Here is a 1,031-nt window from a genome sequence, read left to right as displayed (position 1 = left end):
CATTTTTTGATAATCCCAATATACATCCTTGATTTTACTGGGTTTTCAAGAGTTGATGGAGCCTAAAACCGGCTTTTACTGTCAAAGTTGAGTTAAAAGAGGATAGTTAAATACATATTTGAGATTAAAAAGTTCATCATTCAAATACTATATATAGTCATGCTTGGAAATCAAAAACACTAAATATTGTATACCAAGTGAGAAACTTTCGAATGTCATATATAATTTTACCCCAATAACGCTAATTTAATACTATTCCGTATAGGCTGCCGGGCTGCTCCAGGAGGTGATGGCCCTGAGCACGGCCATTTTCCCTATCCTCTTCGGCCGGGCTGCTGCCGGGGACAGCGGCGGCTACGCCCGAACCCTGCTGCGGGCGGTGAAGACGGTGCTGCTGGTGGCCCTAAAACTAATCAAAGAAACTCATAACAGGTCAGGTGTTGCTGGTGGCATATAGAAAGCGTTGGTGGCGGTGGCTGCTGGTTGGGGCCTGCCTGCTGGTTATCGCTTATTTTTCCAGCCAGCCCTTTGCCGAGCAGGACCTGCGGCCGGAGATCCGGCCCTACGCCGGCCTGGTGGAAAGGGTGCGGGAACTGCCGCCGGTTAGCTTTTCCTACAGCGGCCAGCCCGTGGACAGCCGCCGCGCCCCGGCGGATTTCATCCAGTTCTGGCTGCGCAAGGGGGCGCATGTGGTAATTTACGGTGCGCTGGGTCTGTCATTGGCCGCCGCCCTGGGCGGTACTGGTTCTGGCGGCCGGCGGCACTGGATGCTGGCCGGGGTAATCGTGGTTCTGGTGGCCGCCCTGGACGAGTGGCACCAGACCTTTGTGCCCGGCCGCACCGGCCGGGCATTGGACGTGCTGGTGGACCTGGCGGGGTTTGTGGTTTTGGCTTTCTTACCCGAAACCCATCTCATTCCCCTGGTGTTGCAGGCGGCCCTGGGGCTGCGCCCGAAAGTGATCATTTTCGGCGAGCGGGGCTACTCGGTTAATCAGGCAGCGGCATGCTTCTTGAAACCCTTCTGGACCTGA

At 55.0% G+C, this 1,031-nt stretch carries 2 protein-coding genes; both read left to right on the top strand.

Annotated elements, in window-relative coordinates:
• The first annotated feature begins 289 nt into the window (after positions 1–289).
• On the top strand, positions 290–457 hold the full coding sequence (locus BUA65_RS18485; RefSeq protein ID WP_165613303.1) for a hypothetical protein: 168 nt from the start codon (positions 290–292) through the stop codon (positions 455–457).
• Entirely contained in the window at positions 447–1,031 is a 585-nt protein-coding gene (locus tag BUA65_RS17555) for a VanZ family protein (RefSeq protein WP_165613302.1), read from the top strand. Before BUA65_RS18485 ends, BUA65_RS17555 begins: the two co-directional genes overlap by 11 nt.

The organism is Desulfofundulus thermosubterraneus DSM 16057, from assembly GCF_900142025.1.
Taxonomy (GTDB): domain Bacteria; phylum Bacillota; class Desulfotomaculia; order Desulfotomaculales; family Desulfovirgulaceae; genus Desulfofundulus; species Desulfofundulus thermosubterraneus.
The sequence above is the reverse complement of the archived record's forward strand: the minus strand, read 5'-3'. Positions and strand labels throughout refer to the sequence as shown.